Origin of the sequence: Streptomyces sp. NPDC008121 (assembly GCF_042957155.1) — a bacterium.
Classification (GTDB): domain Bacteria; phylum Actinomycetota; class Actinomycetes; order Streptomycetales; family Streptomycetaceae; genus Streptomyces.
This window is the reverse complement of sequence record NZ_JBIBHT010000003.1, coordinates 28,504-54,758: the sequence shown is the minus strand read 5'-3', so window position 1 is coordinate 54,758 and position 26,255 is coordinate 28,504. Positions and strand designations below refer to the sequence as shown.

General features: G+C 74.4%; 17 protein-coding genes. 8 read left to right on the top strand and 9 right to left on the bottom strand.

The features are described 5' to 3' along the window. Positions 1-66: 66 nt before the first annotated feature. From infB to ACFZBD_RS10330, 6 genes are all read left to right on the top strand, one after another. Positions 67-3,159 (top strand): translation initiation factor IF-2, encoded by a 3,093-nt coding sequence (gene infB, locus ACFZBD_RS10355; protein ID WP_391138686.1) that lies wholly within the window; start codon positions 67-69, stop codon positions 3,157-3,159. A 140-nt stretch (positions 3,160-3,299) separates the two neighbouring features. Further along, complete coding sequence (locus tag ACFZBD_RS10350; protein ID WP_019889861.1) at positions 3,300-3,593, top strand: DUF503 domain-containing protein; 294 nt, start codon at positions 3,300-3,302, stop codon at positions 3,591-3,593. Positions 3,594-3,622: 29 nt separating this feature from the next. Further along, positions 3,623-4,075 (top strand): 30S ribosome-binding factor RbfA, encoded by a 453-nt coding sequence (gene rbfA, locus ACFZBD_RS10345; RefSeq protein WP_391138683.1) that lies wholly within the window; start codon positions 3,623-3,625, stop codon positions 4,073-4,075. Then, positions 4,075-4,971: a tRNA pseudouridine(55) synthase TruB gene (gene truB, locus ACFZBD_RS10340; protein WP_391138681.1), complete on the top strand. Its 897-nt coding sequence runs from the start codon at positions 4,075-4,077 to the stop codon at positions 4,969-4,971. The genes rbfA and truB overlap by 1 nt, the downstream gene beginning before the upstream one ends. A 217-nt stretch (positions 4,972-5,188) precedes the next feature. Beyond that, complete coding sequence (locus ACFZBD_RS10335; RefSeq protein ID WP_391138679.1) at positions 5,189-9,457, top strand: trypsin-like peptidase domain-containing protein; 4,269 nt, start codon at positions 5,189-5,191, stop codon at positions 9,455-9,457. A 31-nt stretch (positions 9,458-9,488) separates the two neighbouring features. Then, on the top strand, positions 9,489-10,454 hold the full coding sequence (locus ACFZBD_RS10330; protein WP_391138676.1) for a bifunctional riboflavin kinase/FAD synthetase: 966 nt from the start codon (positions 9,489-9,491) through the stop codon (positions 10,452-10,454). 204 nt (positions 10,455-10,658) lie between these two features. Here ACFZBD_RS10330 and ACFZBD_RS10325 read toward each other — a convergent pair whose 3' ends face one another. Continuing rightward, positions 10,659-11,879 carry a cytochrome P450 gene (locus ACFZBD_RS10325; protein WP_391138674.1) on the bottom strand — a complete coding sequence of 407 codons (1,221 nt, stop codon included), beginning with the start codon at positions 11,877-11,879 and terminating at the stop codon, positions 10,659-10,661. A 204-nt stretch (positions 11,880-12,083) separates the two neighbouring features. Between ACFZBD_RS10325 and ACFZBD_RS10320 the strand changes: the two genes are divergently transcribed. Then, positions 12,084-13,220: a 3-oxoacyl-[acyl-carrier-protein] synthase III C-terminal domain-containing protein gene (locus tag ACFZBD_RS10320; protein ID WP_391138672.1), complete on the top strand. Its 1,137-nt coding sequence runs from the start codon at positions 12,084-12,086 to the stop codon at positions 13,218-13,220. 95 nt (positions 13,221-13,315) lie between these two features. After that, positions 13,316-14,359, top strand: coding sequence for a hypothetical protein (locus tag ACFZBD_RS10315; protein ID WP_391138670.1), 1,044 nt, complete (start codon positions 13,316-13,318; stop codon positions 14,357-14,359). Between the two features lie 96 nt (positions 14,360-14,455). On the opposite strand, the gene ACFZBD_RS10310 is transcribed toward ACFZBD_RS10315, so the two are convergent. The 8 genes from ACFZBD_RS10310 to eccE form a co-directional block, all read right to left on the bottom strand. Then, on the bottom strand, positions 14,456-15,583 hold the full coding sequence (locus ACFZBD_RS10310; RefSeq protein ID WP_391138668.1) for an oligopeptide/dipeptide ABC transporter ATP-binding protein: 1,128 nt from the start codon (positions 15,581-15,583) through the stop codon (positions 14,456-14,458). After that, the gene (locus ACFZBD_RS10305) at positions 15,580-16,545 is read right to left on the bottom strand and encodes an oligopeptide/dipeptide ABC transporter ATP-binding protein (protein ID WP_391138666.1); all 966 of its coding nucleotides are present in this window, start codon (positions 16,543-16,545) and stop codon (positions 15,580-15,582) included. The genes ACFZBD_RS10310 and ACFZBD_RS10305 overlap by 4 nt, the downstream gene beginning before the upstream one ends. Then, positions 16,542-17,438: an ABC transporter permease subunit gene (locus tag ACFZBD_RS10300; protein WP_391138664.1), complete on the bottom strand. Its 897-nt coding sequence runs from the start codon at positions 17,436-17,438 to the stop codon at positions 16,542-16,544. Before ACFZBD_RS10300 ends, ACFZBD_RS10305 begins: the two co-directional genes overlap by 4 nt. Continuing rightward, positions 17,435-18,496 carry an ABC transporter permease subunit gene (locus tag ACFZBD_RS10295; RefSeq protein ID WP_391138662.1) on the bottom strand — a complete coding sequence of 354 codons (1,062 nt, stop codon included), beginning with the start codon at positions 18,494-18,496 and terminating at the stop codon, positions 17,435-17,437. Before ACFZBD_RS10295 ends, ACFZBD_RS10300 begins: the two co-directional genes overlap by 4 nt. Positions 18,497-18,500: 4 nt before the next feature. Further along, positions 18,501-20,375, bottom strand: a complete 1,875-nt coding sequence (locus tag ACFZBD_RS10290; RefSeq protein WP_391139643.1) for an ABC transporter substrate-binding protein — start codon at positions 20,373-20,375, stop codon at positions 18,501-18,503. A 178-nt stretch (positions 20,376-20,553) separates the two neighbouring features. Beyond that, positions 20,554-23,856 carry an SCO5717 family growth-regulating ATPase gene (locus ACFZBD_RS10285; RefSeq protein WP_391138660.1) on the bottom strand — a complete coding sequence of 1,101 codons (3,303 nt, stop codon included), beginning with the start codon at positions 23,854-23,856 and terminating at the stop codon, positions 20,554-20,556. Between the two features lie 235 nt (positions 23,857-24,091). Beyond that, entirely contained in the window at positions 24,092-24,805 is a 714-nt protein-coding gene (locus ACFZBD_RS10280; protein ID WP_391138658.1) for a hypothetical protein, read from the bottom strand. Next, a complete protein-coding gene (gene eccE / locus ACFZBD_RS10275) occupies positions 24,805-26,121 on the bottom strand; it encodes a type VII secretion protein EccE (RefSeq protein WP_391139641.1) in 1,317 nt (438 codons plus the stop codon). The genes ACFZBD_RS10280 and eccE overlap by 1 nt, the downstream gene beginning before the upstream one ends. Positions 26,122-26,255: the final 134 nt, after the last annotated feature.

Genomic DNA, 26,255 nt, shown 5'->3' with positions numbered 1-26,255 from the left:
AGTACGCGATGAGTACGCCCATGAAGTAGCGACGGTCCGGCGGTAACCGGACCTAAAAGGAGCGAAGTGGCTAAGGTCCGGGTATACGAACTCGCCAAGGAGTTCGGCGTGGAGAGCAAGGTCGTCATGGCCAAGCTCCAAGAACTCGGTGAATTCGTCCGTTCGGCGTCCTCGACGATCGAGGCGCCGGTCGTGCGCAAGTTGACTGATGCACTGCAGGGGCCCGGCGGCAACGCCGGCAAGTCCGCTGCCAAGCCGGGCGCGCCTCGCAAGGCCGCCCCCTCGAAGCCCGCTGCGCCGTCTCCGGCCGGCGCGGCACGTCCCGCTGCCCCCAAGCCCGGCGCCCCGGCTCCCAAGCCGGCCCCCGCCGCGCCCGCCGCCCCGGTCACCCCGGCGGCTCCGGCGAGCAGCACCCCCTCTCCGGCTCCGGCCGCCTCGGGCCCCCGCCCGGGCCCGAAGCCCGCGCCCAAGCCGGCCACGCCGGCTCCGGCCACCCCCGAGTTCACCGCGCCTCCGTCGGCTCCGGCCGCCGGTCCGCGTGCCGGTGGCGGGACCCCCGGTCCCCGCCCCGCGGGTGGTGCCCGTCCGGGCCAGCAGGCTCCGCGTCCGCAGGGCCAGGGTGCCCCGCGTCCGCAGGGCCAGGGCGCTCCGCGCCCCGGTGGCTCCCGTCCGGCCGGTCCCCGTCCGGGCAACAACCCCTTCACCTCGGGTGGCTCCACCGGAATGGCGCGCCCGCAGGCGCCCCGTCCCGGCGGCGGCGCTCCCCGTCCCGGCGGCCCCGGTGCCGTTCCGGGTGCCCCGCGTCCGCAGGGCGGCCCCGGCGGCGCCCCGCGCCCGCAGGGTCAGGGCGGCGCCCGTCCCACCCCCGGTGGCATGCCTCGCCCGCAGGCTCCCCGTCCGGGCGGCGCGCCCGGCGGTAACCGTCCCAACCCGGGCATGATGCCGCAGCGTCCCGCTGCCGGCCCGCGCCCCGGTGGCGGTCCCGGCGGCCGTGGCCCCGGTGGCCCCGGTGGTCGTCCCGCCGGTGGCGGTGGCGGTCGTCCCGGTGGCGGCGGCGGCTTCGCCGGCCGTCCGGCCGGCCCCGGCGGTGGCGGCGGCGGCTTCGCCGGTCGTCCCGGCGGTCCCGGCGGTGGCGGCGGCGGTCGTCCGGGTGGTCCCGGCGGTGGCGGCGGCTTCGGCGGTCGTCCCGGCGGCTTCGGCGGCCGTCCCGGCGGCCCCGGTGGCCGTGGTGGCACGCAGGGCGCCTTCGGTCGCCCCGGCGGTCCCGCGCGTCGCGGTCGCAAGTCGAAGCGGCAGAGGCGCCAGGAGTACGAGGCCATGCAGGCCCCGTCGGTCGGCGGCGTGATGCTGCCCCGCGGCAACGGCGAAGCCATTCGCCTGTCGCGCGGTGCCTCCCTCACCGACTTCGCCGAGAAGATCGGCGCCAACCCGGCGTCGCTCGTCGCGGTGATGATGAACCTCGGCGAGATGGTCACGGCGACGCAGTCGGTCTCCGACGACACGCTGACGATGCTCGGCGAGGAGATGAACTACACCGTTCAGATCGTCTCGCCGGAGGAAGAGGACCGCGAGCTCCTCGAGTCCTTCGACATCGAGTTCGGCGAGGACGAGGGCGGCGAAGAGGCCCTGGTCTCGCGTCCGCCGGTCGTGACCGTCATGGGTCACGTCGACCACGGTAAGACCCGACTGCTCGACGCCATCCGCAAGACGAACGTCATCGCGGGCGAGGCCGGCGGCATCACGCAGCACATCGGTGCCTACCAGGTCGGTACCGAGGTCAACGGCGAAGAGCGTCGCATCACCTTCATCGACACCCCGGGTCACGAGGCGTTCACCGCCATGCGTGCCCGTGGTGCGAAGTCGACCGACATCGCGATCCTCGTGGTCGCGGCCAACGACGGCGTCATGCCGCAGACGATCGAGGCGCTCAACCACGCCAAGGCCGCCGGCGTCCCGATCGTCGTCGCGGTCAACAAGATCGACGTCGAGGGTGCCGACCCGACCAAGGTCCGCGGTCAGCTGACCGAGTTCGGTCTGGTGGCCGAGGAGTACGGCGGCGACACGATGTTCGTCGACATCTCCGCCAAGCAGGGTCTGCACATCGACTCCCTGCTGGAGGCCGTCGTCCTCACCGCCGACGCCTCGCTCGACCTGCGGGCCAACCCGAACCAGGACGCGCAGGGCATCGCGATCGAGTCCCACCTCGACCGCGGTCGCGGTGCGGTCTCGACCGTCCTGGTCCAGCGCGGAACGCTGCGCATCGGCGACACCGTGGTGGTCGGCGACGCGTACGGCCGCGTCCGGGCGATGCTCGACGACAAGGGCAACAACGTCGAGGAGGCGACCCCGTCGACTCCCGTCCTGGTGCTCGGTCTCACCAACGTGCCGGGTGCCGGCGACAACCTCCTGGTCGTCGACGAGGACCGTACGGCCCGTCAGATCGCCGAGAAGCGCGCCGCGCGTGAGCGCAACGCCGCCTTCGCCAAGCGCGTCCGCCGGGTGTCCCTCGAGGACCTCGACAAGGTGCTCAAGGCCGGTCTGGTCCAGGAACTCAACCTCATCATCAAGGGCGACGCGTCCGGTGCGGTCGAGGCTCTCGAGGCCTCGCTGCTCCAGCTCGACGTCGGTGAAGAGGTCGACATCCGGGTCCTGCACCGCGGTGTGGGTGCGGTCACCGAGTCCGACATCGACCTGGCCATGGGCTCCGACGCCATCGTCATCGGCTACAACGTCCGGGCTGCCGGCCGTGCGGCCCAGATGGCGGAGCGCGAAGGCGTCGACGTCCGGTACTACTCGGTGATCTACCAGGCCATCGAGGAGATCGAGGCGGCTCTGAAGGGCCTCCTCAAGCCGGAGTACGAAGAGGTCGAGCTCGGTACGGCGGAGATCCGCGAGGTCTTCCGCTCGTCCAAGCTGGGCAACATCGCCGGTGTCCTCATCCGCTCCGGCGAGGTCAAGCGCAACACCAAGGCGCGCCTCGTCCGCGACGGCAAGGTCATCGCCGAGGACCTCACGATCCACGGTCTGCGCCGCTTCAAGGACGACGTCACCGAGATCCGCGAAGGCTTCGAGGGCGGTATCAACCTCGGAAACTTCAACGACATCAAGATCGACGACGTCATCGCGACGTACGAGATGCGCGAGAAGCCGCGCGCCTGAGGGCAGCGGTAGGCAGGGGCCGGTCGGCGGAAGTTATTCCGTCGATCGGCCCCGGCCGTTGCGTGTACGGTTCTGGTGTCCCTGCCAAGCGATGGCGTGGCAGGCCACCGAACCCGAACCGGCGGGACATCCGGCACCGCATGTACGTGGGGACTCTGTCCTTCGATCTGCTCCTCGGCGACGTTCATTCGTTGAAGGAGAAACGCTCCGTCGTCCGGCCCATCGTCGCCGAGCTCCAGCGCAAGTTCTCCGTGAGCGCGGCCGAGGTGGGCGACCAGGACCTCCACCGCAGGGCCCGGCTGGGCGTCGCGCTGGTGTCCGGGGACCCGGGGTTCGTATCGGACGTACTGGACCGCTGCGAGCGGCTGGTGGCGGCCAGACCCGAGGTGGAGCTGTTGTCGGTGCGACGACGGCTCCACACTGATGAAGACTGAACGAGCAAGGCGAAGAAGGAGAAGGACCAGTGGCCGACAACGCGCGGGCGAAGAAGCTGGCGGACCTCATCAGGGAGGTGGTCGCCGAGAAGCTGCTGCGCGGCATCAAGGACCCGCGCCTGGGTACGCACGTGACCATCACGGACACCCGCGTCACCGGTGACCTGCGGGAGGCCACGGTCTTCTACACGGTCTACGGCGACGACGAGGAGCGGGCCGGCGCGGCCGCCGGTCTGGAGAGCGCCAAGGGCGTGCTCCGTTCCGCGGTAGGCCGGGCGGCGGGCACCAAGTTCACGCCCACCCTGACCTTCGTCGCGGACGCCCTCCCCGAGACCGCCAAGACCATCGAGGACCTCCTCGACAAGGCGCGCGCCTCCGACGCGCAGGTCCGCGAGGTCTCCTCCGGCGCGCAGTACGCCGGCGGGGCCGACCCGTACCGCAAGCCCGAAGAGGACGAGGACGAAGAGGGCACCACCGCCTGATGAGCACCGCAAAGACGCCCGACGGCCTTGTCATCGTCGACAAGCCGTCGGGCTTCACTTCGCACGACGTCGTGGCCAAGATGCGCGGGATCGCCAAGACCCGCCGCGTCGGCCACGCGGGCACGCTCGACCCCATGGCGACGGGCGTCCTCGTCCTCGGTGTGGAGCGGGCGACCAAGCTGCTCGGTCACCTCGCGCTGACCGAGAAGGAGTACCTCGGCACCATCCGCCTCGGCCAGACGACGATCACCGACGACGCCGAGGGTGAGATCACCGCCTCCGTGGACGCCTCGAAGGTGACCCGCGAGGGGGTCGACGCGGGTGTGGCGGAGCTGACCGGCGCCATCATGCAGGTGCCGTCGAAGGTCTCGGCCATCAAGATCGACGGCAAGCGGTCGTACGCGCGGGTGCGCGGCGGCGAGGAGTTCGAGATCCCGGCCCGCCCGGTGACGGTCTCGTCCTTCCAGGTGTACGACATGCGCGAGGCCGTCGCCGAGGACGGCACGGCCGTCGTCGACCTGGTCGTCTCGGTGGTCTGCTCCTCGGGGACGTACATCCGCGCCCTCGCCCGTGACCTGGGCGCGGGCCTCGGCGTCGGCGGTCACCTGACCGCGCTGCGCCGGACCCGGGTCGGCCCGTACAAGCTGGACGCGGCCAGGACCCTGGACCAGCTCCAGGAGGAGCTGACGGTCATGCCGGTCGCCGACGCGGCCTCGGCGGCGTTCCCCCGCTGGGACGTCGACGAGCGCCGGGGCGGGCTGGTGCTCAACGGCGTCCGCCTGGAGATGCCCTCCTACCCGGCGGGGCCGGTCGCGGTCTTCGGACCGGAGGACCGGCTGCTGGCCCTGGTGGAGGAGCAGAAGGGCAAGGCGAAGAGCCTCGCCGTCTTCGGCTGACCCGACCGCGAGGGATGCTTCGCGAGCGAGGGCCTTACCGTGGAGCGGGCACGCACGCGTGCCCGCTCCACGATCCCCCTCCGGGAGGTTTCTCTCCACCACGGCCCCCTCATTCACCCCTTCGGACGGGCGCTCGGAGTGAAACGGGGGAGCACAAGGGGGCGCGTTCGGCTCCTGAGCTTCTCGGGGTGATCACCGTCGACCTACCGTCGACACCATGGGAAGCGTGGACCTGGCGACGCTGGTGCGGATCTGTGATCCGGCGGGCCGGCCACGGGGGACCGGCTTCGTCGCCGACGACCGGGGCACGGTGGTCACCAGCCACGAAGCCGTCGACGGACTCGCCCGCCTCGTCCTGCACGGGCCGGGCTCTTCGGGCTTCCCGGGCTCCATGGATTCTTCGGGCTCCCCGGATTCACCGGACTCTTCGGGCTCCCCGGATTCACCGGGCGCGGGCGGCTGCAGCGTGGGCGCGGACGCCGTCACCGCCTTCCCCGAATCCGGTCTCGCGCTCGTGCGGACCGAAGGTCTGGGCGTGCGCCCCCTGCCGATCTCGGCCCGCCGTGAGATCGAGGCGGGGACGTACGTACGGATCGCCGCCCACGGCTGGCGCGAGGCGCGGGTGCTCGCCCCGGCCCGGGTCACGTACACCGCCACCGACCGCTTCCACGTCCTCGGCGACGCCGTCGAACTCGCCATCGGCACCGAGGGCGCCGAAGCCCTCCGCCACGGCGGACAGGCCGCGGGCGGCCCCGTCCTCGACCCCGCCACCGGAGCCGTCCTCGCCGTCCTCGGCACCGCGCTCCACGGCGACCACCGGGCGGCCGGGTACGCGCTGCCGCTCGCGACGGCCGGACCGCTGGCCGAACTCCTCCGGCGCAACGCCGCCACCGTCCCCTGCTACGGCCACGACCTCAACCTCGCCGGGGTCCTGGAACTGACTGCCACCTCCACCGGCGCGGCCGCCGCCCCCACCGCCTGGGCCGCACCCGAACCCGTCGCACGCGCCGAGTGCGTCCGGGAGTTCGCCGCCTTCGCCGCCGGCGATGCCCTGGTCCTCGCCCTCGTCGGCGTTCCCGGCACCGGACGCACCACGGCGCTCGCCGCCCACTGCGCGCACCGCGCCCGGGGCGCCGAGCCCGCCCCCACCCTCTGGCTGCGCGGCGCCGACCTGCGTGCCGACGACACCTCCGTCGCCGACGCGGTCGGCCGCGCCCTGCGCCAGGCCGGGCGCATCGTCGCCACGTCCGGGGCCCTCGGCGACGCCACCACCGCCACCCCGGAACGCGCGGCCGCGCTCGCCCGCGCGGCCGATCGCCCGCTGCTCCTCATCCTCGACGGCCCGGAGGAGATGCCCCCCGCCCTCGCCCACCGCCTGGCCGCCTGGACCACATCTACCGAGTCCTGGCTGCGCGCCCACGGCGCCCGCCTCATGCTCGGCTGCCGCCCGGAGCACTGGGAACAGGCGAGCGGCCTCTACTCCCCATCCGCTCTCCACAGCCCGGCCCGCCCGGCCCTGACCGCCCCGCGGGGAGCGGCCGCCGACCCGGCGGCCGGCCTCGGCGCCGGACAGCGCGCGGCCGGGGGACGGAGTGCCGGGTCGGCGGCAGGGCATGGGCGGGGCGCCGGGATGGGCGACGGGCTCGGTCTCGCGAGGCCCCACGACGAGCCGGTGCCCGGCGCCGCGGCCGGGGCCCGGCAGGGAGTCGAGGGCGGCCCCGATGGGTGGCCCGCGTCCTGCGCGGAGGCGGGGCAGGGGAGGGCGCCCGTCCCGTACCGCGGGCCGGGGATGGCCGGGGCCGTCGTGATCGGGGACCTCGGGGAGGAGGAGGCGCGGCTCGTGCGACAGCGGTACGGGCTGGACGAGGGCGGTCTCGCCGCCGCCGACGCCCGCCATCCGCTGGCGCTGCGACTGCTCGCCGAGGTGCGGGAGGCGCTGCCGGGGGAGGTGCCGGGGCGGCCCGGGCGGGAGGACGTCTTCTCCGCCCACCTGGACCTGATGTGCCTGCGCGTCGCGGTACGGATCGCCGCCGGGTCCCGGCCCCTCGTCCGGGGCACCGCCGTCCGCCGGCTCGCCGCGCGGGTGGCGGGCCGGGTCCACGAGGCCGCCCGCCGCTGCCTCGGCCCCGGCCAGGGCGAGCTGGACCGGGAGTCCTTCGAGGAGATGTTCCCGTGGCGGACGGGCTGGGCCTCCGCCGTACTCACCGAGGGCCTCCTCGTCCCGGCCGGCCCCGGCTACCGCTTCGGGCACGAGGAGCTCGCGGACTGGCTGCAGGGCGCCCACCTGGACGTCGACGGCGCCCTGCACGCCCTGGTCCACCGCTGGCACGAAGGCGCCCCGGTACGGCTCCCCTCCCGCTCCCCAGCCGCCACGCTCCCCTCGGCAACGGCCTCCGCCTCCGCCGCGGCCTCGGTCCCGGCCGCGGCCTCCGCCGCGCCCGGCGGCGCGCGAGAGGTGGGCCCGCGCTCGCTCCCCGTACCGCGCCACCGCGTCGGACCCGTCCTCCAGGCCCTGCTCCTCCTCGACCGCGAACAGGGCCCCGACGCCCTCGCCCTCCGCCTGGCCGGACTGGCCGACGCGCTCGCCCGGCTCGCCCACGCCGGTCTCGACGCCACCGACGGCGCCTGGTGGGGCGGTCGGCTCCTCGCCGACTCCCTCCGGTGCGTGCCCGACCCGAAGCCGTACCTCCCCGTCCTGCGTCATCTCGCCGATCTCCTCGGCGGCCACCGTCCGCCCGAGGGCCGCCCCCGGCCCGCCGACGCGTTCGCGCCGTTCGGACCCGGCTTCTGGGAGGCCCTGCGGGTCGGCGAGGACGAGCGCATGGACCTGCTGCGGCGGCTGGTCACCGCCGACGGCCCGGCCCGCGCGGACGGCCCGCCCCGCTACCTCGACACCGTCGCCGCGCGACTCGCCGCCGACCCCCGAGGCGTGCAGCCCTTGCTGTGCCGGTGGTTCGGCGACCGCAGGCCGCTTCCCGCCACCCCGTACGCGACCGTCGGCACCGCCGCCCAGGCGCTGCTCCACACCCACCGCGCCCCGGCCGTCGACGACCTGTGCGAGGCGCTGGTCGCCACCGCGCACCCGCTCGCCGACGGCCTGCTGACCGCGCTCGCCGAGGACGAGCCGTCCGCCGTCTGCCGGGCCGTCGACCGCTGGGCCCACGATGACGGCCGCCCCGAACGCAGGGCCGCGGCCGCCGCGTACGGAGACCTGGTGGCCGAACGCCTCACACCCGTCGCCGAGCCGCCCCCCTGCGACACCGGGGCCACCGGGCCCGACGTCGGACATCTCGCGACCGGGCCCGACCCGGTGCGCCCCATGCGGGTGCCGGACCGGCGGCCGTCGACCGCCGCCGGGCCCGACTCGGTGCGCCCCATGCGGGTGCCGGACCGGCGGCCGTCGACCGTCGCCGGGCCCGACTCGGTGCGCCCCATGCGGGTGCCGGACCAGCCGCCGTCGACCGCCGCCGGGCCCTCCCCGGCCGGCGCCGCCCTCCGTCCGGTTCCCTCCCCGTCGCTCGCGGTCCCCCTTCGGCCGCCCGCGCCCGACGCCGCGCACCGCACGGCCGACGCCCCGCCGCGCCCCACCAGCGACGATCGGCAGCTCCTGCGCTACGCCGCCCTCGCGTTGCTCGCCCGGCCGCGTGATGCCGGGCTGCACGGGCGGGCCCTCGGGATCCTGATCCGCGATCCGCACACCCGGGCGCGCCACCTCCCGCGTGCCCTCGCGGAGCCCGGCGTGCCCGCGCGGGCCCTCGTCCGGGCGCTCCCCACCGACCCCGAGCCAGTGCTCGCCGCCCTCCGTGACCGGCTCGACGGCCCCGAGGAGGCGGCCGGAGAGGTCCTGGCCGCCCTCGCCGAGATCACCGCGCCCGCGCTCGCCCGCCGCGCCGCCGCCCTCGTCCGCGAGTACGTCGACCGCCACCCCGGGCCAGGGCCGGCCCGGCACGCCGCCGCGTACGCCGACCGCCGCCTGGAGCACGGCCCCGCCGCCCGCGCCGTCCTCTTCCCCCTGGTCACCGGCCTCCTCCGGGACCACCCCGCGCACCTCCGCGCCGCCTTCGCCCCCGTCCTCGCCGCGCCCGGCACCGGCGCCTCCCGTCTCCTGCGGGACGAACTCCTCGACGTACTCCTGCGGTACGAAGCCGAGGCGCCCAGCGGCCCGGCCGTCCTGGACGCGCTGCTGCGCGCCGCCGCCCGCGGCTGCGAACGCCGCCCCGACGTCCGCACACGCGACCTCGTCCACCGCACGGGACTGCTCCTCGTCCGCACCCCGGACGGCGCGGCCCGCCTCGACCGGCGGATCGCCGAGCTCGCCCGCGAAGTCCCCGGCTTCGCCGCCCGGCTGGCCGACGGCCCGCCCGACGGGCCCGCCGCGTGGGCCGCGCTCGTCGGCCCCGAGACCCGCAGGACCGTCGAGACCCTCGGCAGTTCCATGCCGATGCGAACCGAAAGCCTGGGACATGGCAGTCTTAGACCTGCGTAATCGGCGAACAGGCGGACGAGGAGCGGTCACAGTGCAACGCTGGCGTGGCTTGGAGGACATCCCCCAGGACTGGGGGCGCAGCGTCGTCACCATCGGCTCCTACGACGGCGTACACCGCGGGCACCAGCTGATCATCGGCCGGGCGGTGGACCGGGCGCGCGAGCTGGGCGTCCCCTCGGTCGTCGTCACCTTCGACCCGCACCCCTCCGAGGTCGTGCGGCCCGGCAGCCACCCGCCGCTGCTCGCCCCGCACCACCGGCGCGCGGAGCTGATGGCGGAGCTGGGCGTGGACGCGGTGCTGATCCTGCCGTTCACGGCCGAGTTCTCGCAGCTGTCCCCGGCGGACTTCATCGTGAAGGTCCTCGTGGACAAGCTGCACGCGAAGGCCGTCATCGAGGGCCCCAACTTCCGCTTCGGCCACCGGGCGGCCGGCAACGTCGCCTTCCTCGCCGAGCTCGGCGGCACGTACGACTACGAGGTGGAGGTCGTCGACCTCTTCGTCAGCGGTACGGCCGGCGGCGGCGACCCCTTCTCGTCCACGCTCACCCGCCGTCTGGTCGCCGAGGGCGACATGGCGGGCGCCCACGAGATCCTCGGCCGCCCGCACCGCGTCGAGGGCGTCGTCGTGCGCGGCGCCCAGCGCGGCCGCGAGCTCGGCTTCCCCACGGCGAACGTCGAGACTCTGCCGCACACCGCCATCCCCGCCGACGGGGTGTACGCGGGGTGGCTGACGGCGGCCGGCGAGCGCATGCCGGCGGCGATCTCCGTCGGCACGAACCCGCAGTTCGACGGCACGGAGCGGACGGTCGAGGCGTACGCGATCGACCGCGAGGGCCTCGACCTGTACGGGCTGCACGTGGCCGTGGACTTCCTGGCGTACGTCCGCGGCATGCTGAGGTTCGACACGCTGGACGACCTGCTCGAAGCGATGGCCGGGGACGTCAAGCGCTGCCGTGAGCTGACCGAGACGTACGACCGGGAGCACCCGGCCGCCTGAGCCCGGCCGGACACCTCCGCCCGGCCGGAGATCTGGACCGGCCGGACACCTCCGCCCGGCCGGAGATCTGAACCGGCCGGACATCTGAACCCGGCCGGACATCTGAGCGTCACCGGACATGTGAGCCCCGCCTGACATCTGAGCCCCGCCGGACCGCCTGAGCCCGGCCCGGCGCGGGACGGCCGATCGGGCCCCCGCCCGCCGTCACCAGGTGACCATCAGCTCCTTCGGGCCGCGGATCAGCCCCTTCACCTGCCACACCGTCTCCTCCGGCGCCCCCGCCAGACGCAGCTCCGGATAGCGCCGCAGCAGCGTCTCCAGCATCACCTCCGACTCCATCCGCGTGAGCATGGCGCCCATGCAGTGGTGTGGGCCGTGCCCGAAGGACAGATGACCGGTGCCCGTCCGGTCGAAGTCGACGTCGTGCGGGTCCGCGAAGACCTCCGGGTCCCGGTTCGCGGCGAGGTACGACGCGTACACCGCCTCACCCGCCCGGATCAGCACGCCTCCGACCTCCACGTCCTCGGTCGCGATCCGCGGCAGCCCCACGCCGTTGCGGTGCGGGATCCAGCGCAGCAGCTCGTCCACCGCCCGGGGGAGCAGCTCCGGCTCCGCCCGCAGACGCGCCATCAGCTCCGGACGGGTGAGCAGCAGCCACACCATGTTGGCGCTGTTGTTGCGGACGGCGTGCGCGCCGCTGATCAGGATCGCCATCGCCAGCGACACGGCTTCGTCCCCGCTGATCCGCCCCTCGCCGAGGGCCTCCGCGAGCTCCCCCGCGAGGTCGTCCCGCGGCTCCGCGCGCCGCTGTTCGAGCAGCCGGGTGACGTAGCCGCGGATCTGCGCCTTGGCCGCCCTGCTGCTCTCCGGGCCGGGGCCCGAGGACAGGATCAGATCGGGCCAGGAGGCCAGCTGCGCGCGGTCCTCGTCGGGGATGCCGAGCAGATCGCAGACCACGGCCATCGGCAGCGGCCCGTGCAGATGCCTCATCAGGTCGGCGGGCCGGCCAGTCTCCTCCATGCCGTCGAGCAGCCGGTCCGCCGTCGCCTGCGCCGCCGGACGCAGCCGACGGGTGCTCTGCCCGGTGAACGTCCTGGTCACGGCCTTGCGCAGCTGCGTGTGGTACGGCGGATCGGCGTAGTTCAAGGCCGCCTTGGATGCCACCATGTGGCCGGTCATGCCGGTCACCTCGCGGTCGAGCAGAGCCGTCCGGCTGAACCGCGGGTCGGAGGTCACCAGGCGGACGTCCTCGTACCGCGTGACGAGCCACGCCTCGTTGTCGGCGGCGAAGGGCAGACGGATGCGGGCCACCGGCTCCTCGGTGAGGAGTTCGGTCAGCAGGGGGTCGAAGTCCAGCGCGGGCAGGTCGTCGACCGCCCAGGTGCGTACCGGCCGTACCGCGGCCGCCGATTCGGAGGGGGTCATGGGGAGGCTGTTCCCGGGTGCGGGAGGCGCCGATACGCCGCGCGCCCACAGCCCCCTGAACGGAGGACGGGCCGGTGGGCCGGCTGCCCGGGGAGGCCGGTCGGGTGACGCACTGTGAGATTTCGGCGGCCCGCGCGGTTGCGGGGCCGCACGCCCCGGGCGAGTGTGGCGGCAGTTCGGTAGACCTGCAAAGGAGCGAGTCTCGTGGTGACTCTGTGCAAGCCCGCGGTGGCCGTGCCCGAGTACGTGATCACAAGGGAGGAGACGCTCGACCTCGCCCGCTCGCGTCACGCCGATCACCCCCAACTCCCGCTGGCGCTCCGGCTGATCGAGAACACCGGCGTCGCCCAGCGGCACCTCGTCCAGCCCATCGAGGCGACCCTGGAACACCCCGGCTTCCAGGAACGCAACGAGCGCTACGAGATCGAGGCGAAGGCCCGCGTCCCGAGCGTCGTCCAGGAGGCCCTGCGCAACGCCGAGCTGCGCCCCGCCGACATCGACATGATCGTCTACGTGTCGTGCACGGGGTTCATGATGCCCTCGCTCACGGCCTGGCTGATCAACACCATGGGCTTCCCCGGCAACACCCGGCAGCTGCCCATCGCCCAGCTCGGCTGCGCGGCCGGCGGCGCAGCCGTCAACCGGGCCCACGACTTCTGCCTCGCGTACCCGGACGCCAACGTCCTGATCGTCTCCTGCGAGTTCTGCTCGCTCTGCTACCAGCCCACCGACCTCGACGTGGGCTCGCTGCTCTGCAACGGTCTCTTCGGCGACGCGGTCGCCTCGGCGGTCGTACGAGGCCGCGGCGGCACCGGGATCGCCCTGGAGCGCAACACCTCCTACCTGGTCCCCGACACCGAGGACTGGATCGCGTACAGCGTCCGATCCACCGGCTTCCACTTCCTCCTCGACAAGCGGGTGCCGACCACCATGGAGCCGCTGGCCCCGGCGCTGCGGGAGATCGCCGGTACGCACGGCTGGGACGCCGACGACCTGGACTTCTACCTCATCCACGCGGGCGGCCCGAGGATCCTGGACGACCTCAGCCACTTCCTCGAAGTCCCGCCGGACGCCTTCCGGTTCAGCCGGGCCACCCTCACGGAGTACGGCAACATCGCCAGCGCCGTCGTCCTGGACGCGGCGCGCCGGTTCTTCGACGAAGGCGGCCTGTCCGAGGGAGCCCGCGGCATCATGGCCGGCTTCGGCCCCGGCATCACCGCGGAGATGTGCCTCGGACGGTGGACCAGGCCCCCCGCGCCCTCCCTGGAATCCGACCTCAACGCCCGCCGGATCATCGGCCACCCGCCCGCGGCGCGCCCCGCGGCCGTCCCGGCCACCTAGGTCGTGTCCGGAGCATGCCGGCTCGCGGGCCCTGGCCCTGGCACCGCGCGTTCCCCCGTTGCCCGTCCCGTCCTTCCGCGAAGGAGACCCACGCCATGTCCGACGTCACCCCGTCGCCCCTCCGCAAGGCCGTTCGCGGTCCCGCCGCGATGACCGCGCTGCTCGCGGGCGTCGTCGCCGTGTCCGTGGCCGGAGCGCCCGCGCAGGCGTCGGCCCCGCACCAGGGCCGCGTCCCCATGCACCAGTGCTGGGTGAACGGCGTCCCCGCCCCGGCCGGGGACCAGGTCGACGGCACCCCGCGGGGCGACGACATCCTCTGCGACAGCGACCTGAACGGCGTCACCGTCTCGGGCGGCGGGGGCGACGACACCATCGAGGTCCGCGGCCTGGTCATCGACTCCGCCGTGACCGGCGGCGAGGGCGACGACACCATCCGCACCAAGCACCTGGTTCCCCAGACCACCTTCAGCATGGTCCGGGGCAACCGCGGCAACGACGTCATCCGCGTGGCCAGCGTGCGAGGCGACGGGGCGCGGCTCGGCGCGATCGTCCACGGCGACGACGGCGACGACAGGATCACCACCGGTTCGGTATCCGGCGCACCCGGCACCTTCAACCGCGGCGGCGGGATCGTCACCGGCAACGACGGCGTCGACACCATCCGGACCGGGATCATCGACTTCTCCGGACGCGTCCTCGGCGGCAGCGAGAACGACACCATCGAGGCCCAGGCCCTCGGCCCGGAGTCGGGCGGTCTGATCCAGGCCGGCCCCGGCGACGACAGGATCAGCGGCCCGGGCGGAGCGACCCTGGTCGTCGGCGAGCACTGGGGGACCGTGGACGCCGGCGTCGGCAAGGACACCTGCCTCGTGAAGTCGGTCTCCACGCGCACGTCCATCAGCTCCTGCGAAACGCTTCCCGCGGCGGCGGGGGAGAGCACGTCCAAGCCCGACGCCCCTGCGGGCGGGCGGCCGACCGGCCCGGGCTCGCAGCCCGATGCCCCCGCGGGTGGGCGGCCGAGCGGCTCGGCTTCCCAGCCCGACGCCCCCGCCGGCGGGCGGCCCACCGGTCCGGCTTCCCAGCCTGACGCCCCGTCCCGGCCGGTCGCCCCCGCGAACCAGAAGCCGACCCAGCCGTAAGCCCCCCGACCGCCCGCGGGAGCGATCCCGTACGGCCCCGCCCGCCGGAACACCCCTCCGTCCGGCGCGCCTCCCGGCCCGCCCGGCGGCCGGGGGTCAGTCCTCCGGCGGGCCCTGGCTCGTCACCCAGTGGCACGCCACCCGGCGTCCACCGCCGCCGCCGGGCAGGACCGGCAGGTCCTCCGTGCGGCAGCGGTCGGCGACCGGGGAGGCCTCGCCCGAGGCGAGGACCTGGCAGCGGGCGTGGAAGCGGCAGCCGGACGGGATCCGGGAGGGGTCCGGGGGTTCGCCGGTCAGCACCACCGGTTCGCCCCCGGACTCCGGGAGCACCGACAGCAGCGCCCGGGTGTACGGATGCCTCGGCGCGGTCAGGACCGACTCCACCGAGCCGGTCTCCACGATCCGCCCCAGATACATCACCGCCACCCGGTCCGCGATGTTCCACGCGAGGCCCAGGTCATGCGTCACGACCAGCGCCGAGAGGCCCAGCTCGTCCCGCAGCCGAAGCAGCAGCGCCAGGATCTCCCCGCGTACCGACGCGTCCAGGGAGGCCACCGGCTCGTCGGCCACGATCAGCTCGGGCTCCAGCACCAGCGCCCCCGCGATGACGACCCGCTGCCGCTGCCCGCCCGACAGCTCGTGCGGATAGCGCAGGAAGAAGCGCTCCGGCGGCCGCAGCCCGGCCCGCGCGAGCGCCTCGGCGACGGCGGCCCGTTCGTCCCCGCCGTACCGGTGGATCCGCAGCCCCTCCGCCACCGCGTCGTACACCGTGTGACGCGGATTCAGCGAACCGCTCGGATCCTGTAGGACCAGCTGGGCCCGCTTCCGGTACGCCCTCAGGGCGCGGGAGCCGTACGACAGCGGCTCACCGGCGAATTCGATCGTCCCGGCCGTGGGCCGCACCAGGCCGAGCAGCGACCGGGCCAGCGTCGTCTTGCCGCACCCCGACTCGCCGACCAGCGCCACGATCTCGCCCGCGCCGATGTCCAGGTCCACCCCGTCCACGGCCCGCGCGGCCGGCCCGCCGCGCCGCCCGGGGAAGACGATCCGCAGCCCGCGCGCGGAGAGCAGCGGACGCGATCCGGCCGCCTCCGGAGCCAGGCCCGCCCCGGCCTCAGGGACCGTGGCCGCCCCGGCCTCAGGGCCCGCCGCGGCCTCCTGGAGCGGCACCGCCCCCGACGGCGAGGACTCCAGCGGCGACGTGTCCGGCTTCAGCGGTTTCATGAGCCACTCCCGACGTGCACGCAGGCGGCCCGGCGCTCCGCGCCCGCCTCCCGCAGTTCCTGGTCCCGCTCCCCGCACACCTCCACCGCCACCGGGCAGCGCGGATGGAACGCGCACCCGCCCGGCAGCTCCGCCGGATCGGGGGGATCGCCCGGCAGCCCGCGCGGCGCCCGCCGCGACGCCGGGTCGCCGATCCTCGGAAACGCCGAGGACAGCGCCCGCCCGTACGGATGCTCGGCCGCGTCGTACACCGACCGCGCCGGGCCCTCCTCCACCACCCGGCCGGCGTACATCACCGCGAGCCGGTCGCAGGTGTCGGCGAGCACCGCCAGATCGTGACTGATCATCAGCAGGCCGATGTCCTCGTCGTCGACGAGCCGCCCGATCAGCCGCAGGATCTGCGCCTGGATCATCACGTCCAGCGCGGTCGTCGGCTCGTCCGCCACGATCAGCCGGGGATCGCAGGCCAACGCCATCGCGATCATCACCCGCTGGCGCTGCCCGCCGGACAGCTCGTGCGGGTACGCGGCCGCCCGCGCCGCCGGCAGTCCCACCTGCTCCAGCAGCCCACCGGCCCGCGTCCGCGCCGCCGCCGGCGTCGCGCGCCCGTGCACCAGCATCGGCTCGGCGATCTGCTCGCCGATCCGCCGCACCGCGTTCAACGAGTGCATCGCGCCCTGGAAGACGATCGACGCCCCCGCCCACCGCACCGCCCGCAGCCGGCCCCACCGCATGGTCAGGACGTCCTCGCCGTCGAGCAGGACCTCGCCCGTCAGCCGCGCCGACGGCGGCAGCAGACGCAGCAGCGCGAGCGCCATCGTCGACTTCCCGCACCCCGACTCGCCCGCCACCCCCAGCTTCCGCCCGGCGGCCAGCGACAGGTCGACCCCCCGGACGGCGGGGACCGCGGACGCCCCCGACCCGTACGTCACCCTCAGATCGCGGATCTCCAGGAGGCTCAACGCCCCACCCCCAGCTTCGGGTTGAGTACGGACTCGATCGCCCGGCCGCACAGCGTGAAGGCCAGCGCGACCAGCGCGATCGCGACACCCGGCGGGGCCAGGTACCACCAGTGGCCGGACGAGACCGCGCCCGCCTCCCGCGCGTCCTGCAGCATGCCGCCCCACGACACCACGGTCGGATCGCCCAGCCCCAGGAACGCCAGCGTCGCCTCCGTCAGGATCGCCGTCGAGATCCCGAGCGTGGTCTGCGCCAGCACCAGCGGCATCACGTTGGGCAGCACGTGCCGGCTCATGACGTGCCCGTGCCCGCCGCCCAGCGCCCGGGCCCGCTCGATGTACGGGCGGGACTCCACCGCGATGGTCTGCGCGCGCACCAGCCGGGCGGTCGTCGGCCAGCTCGTCACCCCGATCGCCAGGACCACCGTCCACATCGACCGGGACATCACCGTCGCCAGCACGATCGCCAGGACGAGCGTCGGCATCACCAGGAACCAGTCGGTGATCCGCATGACCACCGTCGAGAACCAGCCGCCGTAGTGGCCCGCGACGATGCCGACCACCGTGCCGATGGCGACCGAGAGCGCCGCCGCCAGCAGCCCGACGAGGAGCGAGATCCTCGCCCCCCAGACCAGCAGCCCGAGCAGCGAGCGCCCGAACTGGTCCGTCCCGAGCGGGAACGCGGCGCTCGGCGATTCCATGGCCGTGCCCGGCGCGTTCGTCACCGACTGCACGTCGGCGCCGACCGTCAGCGGCGCGAGGAGGGCCAGGGCCGCGATCAGGGCGAGCCCCGCCAGGCCGTAGAGCCCGGCGCGGTGGCCGCGGTACTGCCGCCAGAAGCGGGACACGGCGTTCCGCCGCCGCGCCCAGGTCAGAGAAGGGACGGAGGTCGTCATCGGCCCACCCGGGGGTCGAGCAGCGGATAGAGCAGGTCGGCGACGAGGTTCGCCACGATCATCGCCCCCGCGAACACCACGAACAGGCCCTGCACCAGCGGCAGGTCGGGCACGCTGAGCGCCTGGTAGAACAGCCCTCCCAGACCCGGCCAGGAGAACACCGTCTCGACCAGGATCGAGCCGGCCACCACATGGCCGAGGTTGATGAAGACCATGGTGACGGTCGGCAGCAGGGCGTTCGGCACGGCGTGCCGACGGCGCACGGCGTCGTCGCGCAGCCCCTTCGCCCGGGCCGTCGTCAGATAGTCCCCGCCCATCTCGTCGAGGAGCGAGGAGCGCATCACCAGCAGCGTCTGGGCGTAGCCGACCGCGACCAGGGTGAGGACCGGCAGCACCATGTGGTGGGCGACGTCGAGGACATAGGCGAAGCCGGTTTCGCCCGTGCCGGATTCCATGCCGCCGGTCGGGAAGAGCCCCGGGAGCGGGCCGACGCCGACCGAGAACACGATGATCAGCAGCAGGCCGAGCCAGAAGGACGGCACCGACCAGAGGGTCAGCGCCAGGCCGGTGTTCAGCTTGTCGCCGAGCCGGCCGTGGTTCCACGCGGAGCGGGTGCCGAGCCAGAGCCCGAGCGCCGAGTAGAGCGTGACCGCCACGCCCGTCAGCAGCAGCGTCGCGGGCAGCTTCTGGACGATCAGCTCGCCGACCGGGGCGTGGAACTGGTACGAGGTCCCCAGGTCGCCGCTCAGCGCCTTGGCGCAGTACTCCGTGAACTGCTGCCACAGCGGCAGATCGAGCCCGAACTGCCGGCGCAGGGTCGCCAGTTGCTCGGCCGACGTCGGTACGCCGTGCGTCATCGCCTTGACCGGGTCACCGGGGATGATCCGGAAGAGGAAGAAGCTGGTGACGAGCACGGCGAGCAGCGAGACGAGCGCGCCGCCCAGCTTGCCCGCCGCGTGACGGAGATAGCCGAGGGCGGAACCGGTGCGGGAACCGCCGTCCGTGGCGCGGACCGGTACGGTCCGCGCCACGTCGGCGGGGGCGCCTGCCGTCGTCACGCCGCTACTCGCGGTCGTCGGCGGTGGCACGGCGCCGGACGCCGGCCCAGACGCCGACGGCGACCAGGACGAGCGCCGCCGGGCCGAGGACCAGCCAGAGCGTGGTCGAGGAGCCCGCCTCCGAGCCCTCGGCACCGGCCGTTGTGGAGGCCGGCACGGCCGACCACCAGCTCCAGTAGCCGTCCTGCCCCCAGAGATTGCCGGCGGCCTCCGGCATGGTCGTGAGGGACGCGATCTGGTCGGTGCGGTACGCCTCGAGGGCGTTCGGATACGCCATGACGTTCATGTACCCGGTGTCGTACAGCCGTGACTGCATCTCCTTGACCAGATCCGCCCGCTTGGCGGCGTCGTACTCCGCCGACTGCCGCGCGTAGAGCGCGTCGAACCGCGGGTCGCAGATGAAGTTGTCGGTGGCCCCGGTGTCCTTCGGCGTGGCGGGCAGCGTGCCGCAGGTGTGGATCGACAGGACGTAGTCCGGGTCCGGGTTGACCGACCAGCCGTCGAAGGCGAGGTCGTAGTCTCCCTTCGTCCACGGGTCGCCGACGTTGTCGAGGCACTCCACCTTCAGCCCGATGCCGAGCGCGCCCCACCACTCCTGGAGGTACTTCCCGACCGCCTTGTCGTTGGGGTCGGTGGCGTGGCACAGGATGCGGAAGTCCAGCGGCCTGCCGTCCTTGCCGACCCGCTTGCCGTCGGCGTTCTTCCGGTACCCGGCCCGGTCGAGGAGGAGCGCCGCCTTCGCAGGGTCGTAGCCGAGCCGCTGCCCGGCCGCGGGCTTCCAGAAGTACTGCCCGAAGCGCGGCGGGATGTACCCCTCGCCCTCGACGGCGTGTCCCTGGAAGACCTTGTCGACGATCGTCGTGCGGTCCACGGCCAGGAACAGCGCCTTGCGGACGGCCGGGTCGAGGAGCGCCTTGTGGCCGTTGCCGAAGGTCTTCCCGTCCTTCGCCCGCGCCCCGGGGTTGGTGGCCAGCGCGAAGAAGCGGCGACCGGGCGCGTCGTTCACCTTGATGTTCTTCGCCGACTTCAGCGCCGCGGCCTGAGCGGGCGTCAGGTTCGGTACGAAGGACACCTCGCCCTTCTGCAGCGCGGCGACGGCCGCGTCACCGTCCTTGTAGTACTTCAGGACCAGCTCGTCGAACTTCGGCGCACCCCGCCAGAAGCCCTTGTTCGGCTTCAGCTTGATGTACTGGTCGACCTTGTAGTCGGTGATGACGAAGGGGCCGTTGCCGACGATCGGGAACTGCTTGTCGTTGTTGAACGTCGAGAAGTCCCCGACCTTCTCCCAGACGTGCTTGGGCACGATCGGCACGTCGAGCGCCGTCATCGTCGCCTGCGGCTTCTTCAGCTCGATGACGAGCGTCCGCGGGTCGGGGGCCGTGACCTTCTTGAAGTTGGACGTGAAGCTGCCGTTCGCGGTGGCGGCGTTCTCGTCGGTCATCATCGTGGTGAAGGTCCAGGCGGCGTCCTCCGCCGTCGCCGGCTTCCCGTCGGACCACTTCGAGTCCGTACGGATGGAGTACGTCCAGGTCAGCTTGTCGGGCGAGGACTTCCACGCGGTCGCGAAGCCCGGGATGGGCGTGGCGTCCTTCGCGTCGTAGTTGACGAGGTACTCGTAGGCCAGCCGGTGGACGGTGGTCGAGACGAGCTTCTGGGCGAGGAACGGGCTCAGGGAGTCGACGCTCTGCGAGACCGCCAGGGTGAGCGTGGTGCCGCCGGCCTTCGGATCGTCCGCGGCGGGCGGGGCGGCCTGGGCGGCTGCCGGCGGCACGGCAAGCGCGGTGGCGGCGACACCGGCGGCGAGGAGGAGCCGGCGGAGCCGGGGAGGTCTGGGGCGTCGGCGGGGGGCGACCGGGCGGGGCGGAACCTTCGTGACCATGACCATGGACGTGACCTCGCGTCGTGGATCTTTGGGCGCCAACTGGTGAAGCGAAGGTCTATCAGCGTGGCCGAGCGGCGTCAACGATGACTCAAACCCCTTGTGTACTGCGGGAATGCGAAGAGGCTCCGCACCGGAGAGCCGATGCGGAGCCTCATTGGTCCAAACCTCTGACGCCTTACTGCTGAGGGGCTGGCGGCGCCTGCGGGGGCTGCTGCTGCCACCCGGCCGGCGGGACCTGACCGTCCGGCACCTCGGCCCCCGGCTGCGCCGCCGCCGGAGGCTGCTGCTGCCAGCCCTGGGGCACGCCGGGCTGCTGCGCGGGGTGCGGAGCCTGCCCGCCCGGCTGCTGCGGGTAGGGCGGCTGCGGGGCGTACGGCTGCGCCGGCCCCTGCTGGGCGTACGGCAGTCCCGGCTGCCCGTGTGCCCCCGGTTGTCCGTGCCCGTCCGGCTGGGCGCCGTACGGCTGTCCGGGGTGGCCCGGCTGCGCGCCGTACGGCTGTCCCGGCTGCGGAGCCTGGGGCGCGTACGGCTGCCCCGGGACGGGCGCCCCCGGCTGCGGCACCTGCTGCGCATACGGCTGCGGCTGACCCGGCATCGGCGGGGCCATGTGCGGCGGCATGCCGCCCTGGGGGTCACCGGTCCACAGCCCCTGCGCCTGCTGCGCCCGGACGAAGTCCTCGGCGACCATCGCGGACAGGTGGAAGTACGCCTCGCGGGTCTTCGGCCGCATCATGTCGAGGTCGACCTCGGCGCCCGCCGCCAGGTGCTCGTCGAACGGCACCACGACGACACCGCGGCAGCGGGTCTGGAAGTGCTGCACGATGTCGTCGACCTTGATCATCTTGCCGGTCTCGCGGACCCCCGAGATCACCGTGATCGAGCGCTGCACCAGCTCCGCGTACCCGTGGGCGGAGAGCCAGTCGAGCGTGGTCGAGGCGCTGGAGGCGCCGTCGACGGAGGGCGTCGAGATGATGATCAGCTGGTCGGCGAGGTCGAGCACACCGCGCATCGCGCTGTAGAGGAGGCCGGTGCCCGAGTCGGTGAGGATGATCGGGTACTGCTTGCCCAGGACGTCGATCGCCCGGCGGTAGTCCTCGTCGTTGAACGTCGTGGAGACGGCCGGGTCCACGTCGTTGGCGATGATCTCGAGGCCGGAGGGCGCCTGCGAGGTGAAGCGGCGGATGTCCATGTACGAGTGCAGGTACGGGATCGCCTGCACGAGGTCACGGATGGTGGCCCCGGTCTCGCGCCGCACCCGGCGGCCGAGCGTGCCGGCGTCCGGGTTGGCGTCGATGGCCAGGATCTTGTCCTGCCGCTCGGTGGCGAGCGTCGCGCCCAGCGCGGTGGTCGTCGTGGTCTTGCCGACACCGCCCTTGAGGGAGATGACCGCGATGCGGTAGCAGGACAGGACCGGCGTGCGGATCAGGTCGAGCTTGCGCTGCCGCTCGGCCTCCTCCTTCTTGCCGCCGAGCTTGAAGCGGGAGGCGGCACCGGGCGTCCGGCTCGACTTGGCCTTCTGCTTGTTGTTGCGCAGCAGCCGGTCGGAGGAGAGCTCCACGGCGGCGTTGTACCCGAGCGGGGCGCCCGGCACGGAACGCTCGCGCTGGTCGTGCGTGACCGCCGTGGGCCAGGCCGCCCCGGTCCGCGGGTCCACCGGCGGCTGGTGGCCGTGGCCCTGCTGATCCGGCTGCGGCTGACCCGACTGGTGGGGTACGGACGGCTGCTGCGTCGCCTGCTGCGGGGGCGCCTGATACGCGGCCGGTTGCTGCGCGGCCGGCGGCATCTGCCCGGGACCGGCCTGGGCCCCCGGATGCGGGAAGCCGTAGCCGGCGGGAGCCGGAGCGGGGGCCGTGGGGGCGCCGGGCTGCTGCTGGGCCGCGGCGGGGTGCGGGAAGCCGTAGCCGGCCGGGGCCGGAGCGGGGGCCGCAGGCGTGCCGGGCTGCTGTCCCGGGCCGGGCGGCGGGAAGCCGTAGCCGCCCTGGGGCGCCGGGGCGGTGCCGGCCTGCGGGGCGGTCCCGGGGTGCGGGAAGCCGTAGCCGGCCGGGGCCGGAGCGGGGGCCGCGGGGGCGCCGGGCTGCTGTCCCGGGCCGGGCGGCGGGAAGCCGTAACCGCCCGGAGGCACCGACGCGTTGGGGTCCGGCGCCGAGGCCTGCTGGGGCACGGGCGCGGGAGCAGGCGCGGGCAGGGGCTGGGCGCCGGGGTGGGGGAAGCCGTACCCGCCGGGCGCGGCCTGCGGCGGTACGGGCGCCGGGGCACCCGGCGTCGTCGGAGGGGGCCAGGACGCGGCGGCCGGCAGGGGCGCGGCGGGCGGCACGGCACCGCCCTCCGGCGGTGCGGGCCACTGCGGTGCGGCCGTGGGCGCCGCGGGCTGGAACGACGGCGGCAGCGGCGGCAGTCCGGCGCCCGCGCCCTGCGGGGCGGCACCGGGGCTCCACTGCTCGGGCGCGGCGGCAGGCGCGGCGGGAGCACCGTCCTGCGGGGCCGCGGGCTCGGCCGAAGGGGCGGCGTCGGCGGTGGTGGGGACGGCGTCCTGCGGTGCGGCGGTAGGCGCCTCGGCCGGGGCGGAGTGGTCGGAGCTGCCCGGCTCTTCGGGCGCGGGCCCGACGGCGGCCGGGGCGGCCTCGTCGTCGGCGGACGCGGCGGTCCGCTCGTCCTCGGCGGCGGCCTCGGGGCCGTCACCCTCGGTGGGCTGCTCCGGCACGCCGGACGCCTCGGCGGGGGCCGTCGTGTCGAGGCCCCCCTCGACGGCGTCGGCGCCGCTCTCGGAGGCGGCGCCAGGGGTGGCGGCCACCACCGGGGACTCCGCCGGGGAGCCCGTCGGGGCGGGGCTCTCCTCCGTGGGCCGCGCCGAGGCGGCGTCGGAAGCGGTGGAGGCCTCGGCCCCGGGCGGCGGGACGGGCGCCCCGCCCTCCGCCGACGGGCCCGGGGAGGTGTTCTCCTCGGCGCGGGCGTTCTCCGCGCGTTCGGCGATCTCCGCCATCTCACGCTTCAGCGAGGCGGGGGAGAAGCGCATCGTCGCGCCGCTCTCCAGATCCCCGTTCCCGAACGAGCCGCCGTCCGCCGGAGCCTGAGCCGGGGGCTGAACCTGAGCCGGGGGCTGAACCTGGGCAGGGGCAGGGGCAGGGGCCTGAGCCGGGGGCGGAGTCGACGCCTGGTCCTGATCCCGGTCCCGGTCCTCACCCTGGGCCGGAACGGCAGCGTGCGGAGCCACCGGAGGCGTGGACGGAGCCGGCGCCGGCGCCCACTGCGGCTCGTAACCGCTGCCGGAAGGGATCCGCGGCACCGCGACCGGCGCCCCGGTAGGCGGCGGCGGGGCCGCGCCCGCCGCACCTCCGCTGCCCGACGCGTTCTGCGTGTACCACGCCGGAGGGGTGTAGTCGATGGTGAACTCACCCGTCATCTCGGCGGGATCCGCGTCGGACTGATCGTCGACGGGCGGATTCCAGCCCCCGCGGATCTCGTCCCGATCGCCGTTCACTTTGCCTCCTGGTGTGGTCGCGCACCCGTGTGCCGTCGTGGGCGGGCCTTCCCACCCTAATCGCCAACAGAGTCGATGGGGCAGGGCGGAGTCCCGCCCCCGCCCACCCGCAGGTCACGTCCCGCCCCCATGTGACCTCCCCACATCGCGGAGTGAGCCTCGGGATGGCCGAACGGTGAGGAACATGGGCAAGAAGACGGACGTACGTGAAGAAGTCGTGCGGATCCGGCCGGGGTCAGTCCATGCGTCGGGCGCTGCCCAACAATCCGGTCTCGGCGTCCGTCGCCTGCGTCATGACGAACTGCCGGTCGCCCGCCGTGCACCAGAGCGTCACACCGTCGGCGAGCGTCGACAGCGCCTCCGACTCCCCGCGCGGCAGCCCCATGATGCGGCCGATCTGCACGGCCTCGTCCGGGGACACCCGCTGCACACCGACCAGCGAGGACTTCTCCAGCAGACGCGGCGCCACCGGGCTCAGGTACGGCAGCAGCGTCACCACCGACTGCCACGGCCCCGACACCACCCGGCCGCGCGGCGGCCGCATCCCGCAGTCCCGCACCACGACCACCGGGCTGCCGGCCGAGGCGCCCTGCGGCGGGACCCGCCCGACGTCATGCAGCGTGATGCACGGCTGACCGCCGCCCGCGGCCTGCGCCAGCGTCGTCCACGCGGGCGCCCGGCCCGTCTCCACGGCGACCCGCGCCCCCGTCGCCGCGGCGCGCAGCGCCATCACCTGCGCCGTCCACAGGCCGCCGATGAGCGTCACGTCGTACGGAGTGGGGCGGTTGATGCCCAGCACCGCGGGGCGGCCCTCGGCGTCCACGCCGATGACCATGCCGTCGTCACCGACCGGCAGACCCAGGGCGCCCAGCTGTTCCAGCGGCACCGCGTGACGGTCGCGGCGCGGCCCGATAAGACCGAACCCGAACCGAGGCTTCGTCAGGGACATCAGCGCGCACCTCCCAGCGGCAGCGAGGCCAGCATCCCCGGCACCTGTTCGCGGTCCAGCCGCACGAGCCCGGTCCGTACCCCGCGCGCCGCGCGCTCCAGTTCGTGCCGGGCGGCCACCAGCTCCTCGTCGCTGCGCCCGGTGATGCGTACGTGCCCGGCCACCGTCACCTCCTGCCGGTCACCACCGCTCAGCGTGAGACTGAACGTCGTCGCCAGGGCGGGCAGCGAGGTCAGCAGGGCGACCAGCTGCGGCATCGACGCGCCCGCGCCCCCGCCGCCCAGCTGGGGCCAGCGCCCCACCCAGTAGGTCGTGTGCCGCCGGTCGTCCACCCGCCACGTCCGGGCCGTCTCCTGGGTGCGGCGCGCCTGCGCCTGCCCCCGGCCGGCCTGCGCGATGGCCATCGGGCTCGCGCACGACGACGTGGCGATCGCCGCCGTCAGCTCCTGCTCGGTGAGGACCGTCGCCTTGAACCCGGCGCCCGCCAGCCGGCTCGCCAGCTGGTCCGCCGCCCGCACCACGCACTTCTGCGCGCCCTCCATGCCGCCACCGCGCGCGGCGACCGCCTCCGGGCACAGCTCGGGGTCCAGCTTCAGCGCGATCCAGGTGATGCGGAGCGCCGGGGAGCCGGTCTGCGCCTGCAGGGGACCGTAGTTGCGGGCCGCCATCGACTGGGCGGGCAGGTGAGGGGCGGGCGCCGGCTGGGTGTGCTGGACGATCTGCGCCGACTCCAGCCGGATGCCGTCCACCTCCAGCACGTCCCGTATCAGCGCCACCGGCAGCGGCCGCGCCGAGCGGTCCGGACGCAGCGCCGTCGCCTCCGACTCGACCCGCACCAGCACCGTGAGGAAGGTGCCGTCCCCGATCAGGCCCACCGGACGCCGGTCCCGGTCGCTGTACGCGTACGTCCGCAGCGCCGGATCGCACTCCACGAGCGGCGCGAGACCCGGCTCGGTGCCCTCCGGCACGACGAACGAGGCGGCCCGCCGGGCCCGCGCGCGCAGGGCGAGGAAGGTGCCCAGCCACTCCGGCATCGAACGGCGGTGCCTGCGCACCACCGCCAGCAGCACGAGCAGCGCGGCGACCACACCGGCGGGGACCAGGAGCAACGGCTCGACGACCCAGGCCACGAGCAGCAGCGCCGCCGCGACCTCGATCAGGACGAGCTGTTGCAATCGGAACGATCCGAAGTGTCCGGGCCGCGCCTGGAGCCGTGGCGAGACCGAGGCGGCGGCGGGCGTTCCGCTCGCCGCGTGCCCCGGGACGGGGGCGGGGGCCGCGGCCGCCGCGTGCCGCGTCCGCGTCGCGGATGCCATCATGGAGAATCCCCCCAATTCGTCCCGATCACCCTGGCCCGCCAGGGCTTTGGCGGCTGGATCACCCTACCCGCCCCACAAGCGCCACCGGACAGCAGGCATAGTAGGGGGCCGGTCCGACAGCCGGAGCCCGG